The sequence below is a fragment of the Streptomyces sp. NPDC046860 genome (assembly GCF_040645115.1).
Classification (GTDB): domain Bacteria; phylum Actinomycetota; class Actinomycetes; order Streptomycetales; family Streptomycetaceae; genus Streptomyces.
Genome location: NZ_JBEYXQ010000037.1, coordinates 1 through 6,084, shown reverse-complemented (window position 1 = coordinate 6,084; position 6,084 = coordinate 1). Strand labels below are relative to the sequence as shown.

The following is a 6,084-nucleotide window of genomic DNA, read 5'->3' as shown; positions in this document are numbered from 1 at the left end:
TTGCCCCCGGAGAACAGGATCACCGGGTTCTCGAACTCCCCCGCCACCTCACGGAAGATGTGCACCGCCTCGGACTCCAGCGCGTCCAGATGCGAGAGGGCGTACGGGCTGTCCGTGCCCTCGCCGCCTCCCGTGACCTTGGCGACGGTCGTCATGCCAGTCCCCTCTCGCCGAGCAGGGCGTGCACCGCGGCCGCCGATTGCGTGACGCTCTGCCCCTGCGTCTCGATCCTGAGATCCGGCGCCTCGGGCTCCTCGTACGGGTCGTCCACCCCGGTGAGCCCGGTCAGCTCACCCGCGGCCTGCCGGGCGTACAGCCCCTTCACGTCCCGCTCGCCGCACACCTCGACCGGGGTCGCCACATGGACCTCCAGGTACGGGGTGCCGTTCGTCGCGTGCCGCTTGCGCACCGCCTCGCGGCTGTCCGCGTAGGGCGCGATCACCGGGACCAGCGCCAGCACGCCGTTGCGGGCGAGGAGTTCGGCCACGAAGCCGATGCGCTGGACGTTGGTGTGCCGGTCCTCGCGGGCGAAGCCGAGCCCGGCCGAGAGGAACTCGCGGATCTCGTCGCCGTCGAGCACCTCGACGCGGTGTCCCTCGGCGCGCAGCCGGGCGGCCAGTTCGGTGGCGATGGTGGTCTTGCCGGCGCTCGGCAGACCAGTGAGCCAGACCGTGGCTCCGGTCGTCACGTGTTCTCGCTCCTCGTGTCGGTCGGTCGTCATCCGTGCAGCCCGCATTCGGTCTTGCCCCGCCCGGCCCAGCGGCCGGCCCGCGCGTCCTCGCCCTCCAGCACCCGCCGGGTGCACGGGGCGCAGCCCACCGAGGCGTAGCCGTCCATCAGCAACGGGTTGGTCAGCACGCCGTGTTCGGCGACGTAGGCGTCCACGTCGTCCTGGGTCCAGCGGGCGATGGGGGAGACCTTGACCTTGCGGCGCCGGGCGTCCCAGCCGACGACCGGGGTGTTCGCCCGCGTCGGCGACTCGTCCCGGCGCAGCCCGGTCGCCCACGCCTGATACTCCGTCAGGCCGTCCTCCAGCGGCTGGACCTTGCGCAGGGCGCAGCACAGGTCGGGGTCGCGGTCGTGCAGCCGGGGCCCGTGCTCCGCGTCCTGCTCGGCCACCGTCCTGCGAGGGGTGAGCGTGACGACGTTGACGTCCATCACGGCGTCCACGGCGTCACGGGTGCCGATGGTCTCGGGGAAGTGGTAGCCGGTGTCGAGGAACACCACGTCCACGCCGGGCCGGACCCGAGAGGCCAGGTGGGCCACCACGGCGTCCTCCATGGAGGAGGTCACGCAGAACCTCGCGCCGAAGGTGTCCACGGCCCAGCGCAGTACCTCCAGCGCGGGCGCGTCCTCCAGTGCGCGGCCCGCGTGCTCGGCCAGTTCCCTCAGCTCGTCGTCGGTGCGTTCCCGCCGAACGGTCGTCATGTCCGGTCGTCCCCTCCGTCGTCGTCCCGTCGCAGCCCCCGGGCGAGCAGCCCGAGGAACTTCAGACGGAAAGCGCGATTGCAGGCTCCGCATTCCCAGGCGCCGTGCCCTTCCTCGCTCGGGCGCAGGTCCTCGTCACCGCAGTAGGGGCAGTGGAACGGTGCGGCACGCTCGCTCACGACAGCGCCTCCTCACTGGCGCGCGCGGCCCACACGGCGAACCGCTCGCCGTCCTCGCGCTCGGCCTCGTAGCGGCGCAGCACGCGCTCGACGTAGTCCGGCAGCTCCTGCGAAGTCACCTTCAGACCGCGGACCTTGCGGCCGAAGCCCGCCTCCAGGCCGAGCGCGCCGCCCAGGTGGACCTGGTAGCCCTCGACCTGACGGCCCTCCTCGTCCAGCATCAACTGGCCCTTGAGACCGATGTCCGCCACCTGGATGCGGGCGCAGGCGTTCGGGCAGCCGTTGAGGTTGATGGTGATCGGCTCCTCGAACTCCGGCAGGCGGCGCTCCAGTTCGTCGATCAGGGCGCTGCCGCGCGCCTTGGTCTCGACGATGGCCAGCTTGCAGAACTCGATGCCGGTGCAGGCCATCGTGCCGCGCCGGAACGGCGACGGGCTGACCCTCAGGTCGAGCGCCTCCAGGCCCGCGACCAGCGAGTCCACCTGGTCCGCCTCGACGTCGAGCACGATCATCTTCTGCTCGGTGGTGGTGCGGACCCGGCCGGAGCCGTGCTCCTCCGCCACGCCGGCGATCTTCGCCAGGGTGGCACCGTCGACCCGGCCGACACGCGGGGCGAACCCGACGTAGAAACGCCCGTCGCGCTGGCGGTGCACGCCGACGTGGTCGCGCCAGCGCTCCACCGGCTGCTCCGGCGCCGGGCCGTCGGCCAGGGCGCGGCCCAGGTACTCGCCCTCCAGCACCTCGCGGAACCGCTCGGCGCCCCAGTCGGCGACCAGGAACTTCAGCCGGGCGCGGTTGCGCAGCCGGCGGTAGCCGTAGTCGCGGAAGATGGAGATGACGCCCTCGTAGACGTCCGGCACGTCCTCCAGCGGCACCCAGGCGCCCAGCCGTACCCCGAGCTTGGGGTTGGTGGACAGGCCGCCGCCCACCCACAGGTCGAACCCGGGTCCGTGCTCGGGGTGTTCGACGCCGACGAACGCGATGTCGTTGATCTCGTGCGCCACGTCCAGCAGGGGCGAGCCGGAGACCGCGGACTTGAACTTGCGCGGCAGGTTGGAGAAGTCCTTGTTGCCGATGATCCGGCGCTGGATCTCGTCGATGGCCCAGGTGCCGTCGATGATCTCGTCCTCGGCGATACCCGCCACCGGCGAGCCGAGGATCACGCGCGGGACGTCGCCGCACGCCTCCGTGGTGGACAGGCCCACCTCCTCCAGGCGTTGCCAGATCTCGGGCACGTCCTCGATCCGGATCCAGTGCAGCTGGATGTTCTGCCGGTCGGTGATGTCGGCCGTGCCGCGCGCGAACTCCTGGGAGATCTCGCCGACCACCCGCAGCTGGGCGGTGCTCAGCCGGCCGCCGTCGATGCGTACCCGCAGCATGAAGTACTTGTCGTCCAGCTCCTCCGGCTCCAGGACCGCGGTCTTGCCGCCGTCGATGCCGGGCTTGCGCTGGGTGTACAGACCCCACCAGCGCATGCGTCCGCGCAGGTCGTTGGGGTCGATGGAGTCGAAGCCCCGCTTGGAGTAGATCGTCTCAATGCGTGTCCGCACATTGAGACCGTCGTCGTCCTTCTTGAACTGTTCGTTGCCGTTGAGCGGGGTGTGGTGTCCGGCCGCCCACTGGCCCTCACCACGGTGACGACTCACCTTGCGGCGGGGCGCGGCGGCAGCGGGGTCCTGGGGACTGGAGGCCATGGTTCTACGTCCTTAGGAACAGGCGGCGAATCCGGTACAGGCGGAAGATCGGCTCTGACCTGCGCGCATGGGCGCACGCGGGCAGACGTGCGCGACGCTGCGCCCGAACGGGAGGGTGTGAAGAGAGGTCGGCGGTGCTGGAGTACTCAGCTCGCCCGACACATGGCGCTGGACATGCGGCCGAGGTCGACGTGTCGTCGACTCACCAAGGCGATCCCAGTTCCAGACATGACGGCAGCGTGTCACGCGTGTCTCACGGCAGTCCACCATTGTCCGCCATCCGGACGGATCTATTCTGCATGGTGAGACGTGAGCGGGACGGAACGCGGGACACCGCGCGGTGCGCGGGCGCTGCTCAGTCGCCCAGGAACGCGCCCGGCCAGGGTCCGGGCGTCGGCAGCTCCGCCTCCAGCTCCACCTTCGTGTCGAACAGCGTGAAGCCGCGCCGCAGGTAGTTGTCCAGCGCGTGCGGACCGTCCTTGCTGCACGTGTGCAGCCACACCCGCTTGACCGGGGCGAACTCGGGCCTGCGGGTGGCCAGGTCCCAGGCGCGGGCCGTCCCCACCGACAGCAGGTGCCCGCCGATGCGGCGCCCCCGGAACGCGGGCAGCAGACCGAAGTAGGCGATCTCCACCACGCCCTCCGCCGACGCCTCCAGCTCCAGATACCCGGCGGGCGTGTCCCGCTCGTACGCCACCCAGGTCTCCACACCCGGCCGCTCCAGGTACTCCCGCCACCGCGCGTAGGTCCAGCCGAGCCGGTCGGTCCAGCGGATGTCGCCCCCGACCGCGGCGTACAGGAACCGGCTGAACTCCGGCGAGGGCACCTCGGCCCGGACGATCCGCAGCCGGGTCCCCTCGGGCGCCGCGGCGGGCAGGAGGTCGGCCGGCGACGTCTGTTCCAGGGACCAGGTGGTGACAGGAATGCTGCTCATGGGCTCAGGGAACCATCCCGCCCACCGCACTGTCGATCGTCTCCGGCGGCCCCACCGCCTCAGTCCAGCGAGCGTTCGAGCGAGGCCAGCGGGACGGAGAACAGCATGCGGTCCGACAGCGACCACACCTCACCGGTCTCCTGCCAGTACGACAGCGACACCGCCGATTCCGTCCAGCAGTGGTGCGAGCCGTCCGAGCCGCAGCGGGCGCCCTTCGCGCCGTCCGCGTCCTGCCGCCACAGCCCGCCCCGGCCGTCCTCGGCGCCGGGGAGCTGCCCGGTGTACCAGGACGCGCCCGACGCCCCGGCGTGCCGGTACGACAGCACGCCCCGGACGCCCCGTGCCTTCGTACGCAGCACCTCGACGGCGTCGGCGTGCCCGGAGGAGTCGGTGGCCAGCAGGCCGCCGCGCGCCGGGGCGGCGCTGAACGCGTACCGCCACAGCCGGGCGCGGCGCGCGCCGTCCGGAGCCGTGCGCTCGGCCGCGACCAGGCTGTCCGGCGCCGTGCTCCGGTCCAGCGCGAGCGGCCCCGGACAGGGCGGCCGGCCACCGGCGCAGCGGCCCTGGGTGTAGCGGTAGGAGCCCACGGCGGGCAGGACGTACCGGTATCCGGCCGCCGACCAGCCGTGCGGGACCCGGCCGACGGCGGGCTCCTCGGTGGTGGTGCGCTGGATGCGGTCCAGGTCGTAGACGTAGAGCGCCTCGGCGCCGCCGTCGGACGTGGTGACGAGCAGCTTCCCGTGGCTCCAGACCATGCCGGAGACGCCCGAGGTCAGGGCGCGGTAGTCCCGCCCGCCGTCGACGGGCACCACCAGCAGGACCCAGCGGTAGACCGGCCGGGCCGGATCGTCGAGATTCGTGAAGGCGACGCGGGTCAGCCCGCGTTCGGCCGCGCTCCCGGAGTCGCCGGCGTGCGTCCAGCCGGCCAGCACGACCCGGTGCCGGCCCCACACGCCGTCCTCGTCGGCGTCGCCGGAGGTGGTCACGGCGGCGGGCCGCCAGGCGGCGTCCGCGATGTCGGCCGGGTCCCAGCAGTAGGAGCGGGTGGCCTCGGGGGTGAGCGGGAGGGTGGAACGGTCGGCCCCGGCACAGCCCGCGCCCGTGCGCATCCGGCGGTCGGCGTCGCCGAGCACGGCGTCCACGCCGACCGGGCGTCCCATGGAGGCGGAGAGCCGGTTCAGGACGGGGGCGGGCTCCAGGCGCTCCTGGAGCCGCAGCGGGGCGGTGTCCCCGACGGAGGTGAGCGGCCGGAGCGCGCCGGGGTTGCCGGCGACCTCGGCCTGCGAGGTGCTGATCAGCGTGGCCGCCGCGGTCAGCGCCAGCCCGGTCCCGGTGAGGGCCGCGCGCAGGGCCGTACCCCGTCTGCGCCTGCGGTGTCTGCCGCGTTGCTTCATGTCTCCTCCCGAGGGGGCCAACTGCGCCCGGCGATCGTCGCGTTGATCACCCGGCACGGGGCGGACCCGCATCGGATGCTACGGCAGCGCCCCCCGCGCCGGGGCCAAGAGGCCGCAAATACACGGGAGGCGACCGGCATGCGGCAGGAGGCGCCCGGCGTGAAAGGGGGCGCTCGACGTGTCCCCTGTGCCGTCGGCCGGCCGGCCCCCGTCCCGCCCAGGTGGCCGGAAGCCTCCTGCGGGCACTGTCGGCGACAAGTTGCAACCCCCCGTGACCCTGGTGAACCCGCCGGGTACGCAGGAGACTTGAGTCCCGCGCCGCTTCCCGGCGGTGCCGGTGCCCGCTCGCGGGCCCGCGTCGCGGGGGCGGTGCCGAGTCGGCGCGGCCCCCCCCCCCCGGCCCCCCGCCCCCCCCCCCCCCCGGCCCCCCCCCCCCCCCCCACGGGAGGGGCGCG

General features: G+C 73.1%; 7 protein-coding genes and 1 pseudogene. All 8 read right to left on the bottom strand.

Going from position 1 to position 6,084, the window contains the following annotated elements; all coding sequences use genetic code 11:
- A pseudogene (locus ABZ898_RS29525) lies at window positions 1-155 on the bottom strand (sulfate adenylyltransferase small subunit); the annotation flags it as partial.
- Window positions 152-721, bottom strand: a complete 570-nt coding sequence (cysC, locus tag ABZ898_RS29520; protein WP_361665425.1) for an adenylyl-sulfate kinase — start codon at window positions 719-721, stop codon at window positions 152-154. The pseudogene ABZ898_RS29525 and the gene cysC, both read right to left, overlap by 4 nt.
- Window positions 718-1,428 carry a phosphoadenylyl-sulfate reductase gene (locus tag ABZ898_RS29515; RefSeq protein WP_361665423.1) on the bottom strand — a complete coding sequence of 237 codons (711 nt, stop codon included), beginning with the start codon at window positions 1,426-1,428 and terminating at the stop codon, window positions 718-720. Before ABZ898_RS29515 ends, cysC begins: the two co-directional genes overlap by 4 nt.
- Window positions 1,425-1,607 carry a hypothetical protein gene (locus tag ABZ898_RS29510; RefSeq protein ID WP_361665421.1) on the bottom strand — a complete coding sequence of 61 codons (183 nt, stop codon included), beginning with the start codon at window positions 1,605-1,607 and terminating at the stop codon, window positions 1,425-1,427. Before ABZ898_RS29510 ends, ABZ898_RS29515 begins: the two co-directional genes overlap by 4 nt.
- Complete coding sequence (locus ABZ898_RS29505) at window positions 1,604-3,301, bottom strand: nitrite/sulfite reductase (protein WP_361665419.1); 1,698 nt, start codon at window positions 3,299-3,301, stop codon at window positions 1,604-1,606. The genes ABZ898_RS29510 and ABZ898_RS29505 overlap by 4 nt, the downstream gene beginning before the upstream one ends.
- A gap of 146 nt (window positions 3,302-3,447) precedes the next feature.
- The gene (locus ABZ898_RS29500; protein WP_350748019.1) at window positions 3,448-3,531 is read right to left on the bottom strand and encodes a putative leader peptide; all 84 of its coding nucleotides are present in this window, start codon (window positions 3,529-3,531) and stop codon (window positions 3,448-3,450) included.
- A gap of 125 nt (window positions 3,532-3,656) precedes the next feature.
- The gene (locus ABZ898_RS29495) at window positions 3,657-4,235 is read right to left on the bottom strand and encodes a GNAT family N-acetyltransferase (RefSeq protein WP_361665417.1); all 579 of its coding nucleotides are present in this window, start codon (window positions 4,233-4,235) and stop codon (window positions 3,657-3,659) included.
- A 59-nt stretch (window positions 4,236-4,294) separates the two neighbouring features.
- Window positions 4,295-5,629, bottom strand: coding sequence for a hypothetical protein (locus tag ABZ898_RS29490; RefSeq protein WP_361665415.1), 1,335 nt, complete (start codon window positions 5,627-5,629; stop codon window positions 4,295-4,297).
- Between the last annotated feature and the right edge of the window lie 455 nt (window positions 5,630-6,084).

Coding starts and splice junctions, on each gene's coding strand:
- cysC (WP_361665425.1), bottom strand. CDS start 721: ATGACGACCGACCGACACGAGGAGCGAGAACACGTGACGACCGGAGCC.
- ABZ898_RS29515 (WP_361665423.1), bottom strand. CDS start 1,428: ATGACGACCGTTCGGCGGGAACGCACCGACGACGAGCTGAGGGAACTG.
- ABZ898_RS29505 (WP_361665419.1), bottom strand. CDS start 3,301: ATGGCCTCCAGTCCCCAGGACCCCGCTGCCGCCGCGCCCCGCCGCAAG.
- ABZ898_RS29500 (WP_350748019.1), bottom strand. CDS start 3,531: ATGTCTGGAACTGGGATCGCCTTGGTGAGTCGACGACACGTCGACCTC.
- ABZ898_RS29495 (WP_361665417.1), bottom strand. CDS start 4,235: ATGAGCAGCATTCCTGTCACCACCTGGTCCCTGGAACAGACGTCGCCG.
- ABZ898_RS29490 (WP_361665415.1), bottom strand. CDS start 5,629: ATGAAGCAACGCGGCAGACACCGCAGGCGCAGACGGGGTACGGCCCTG.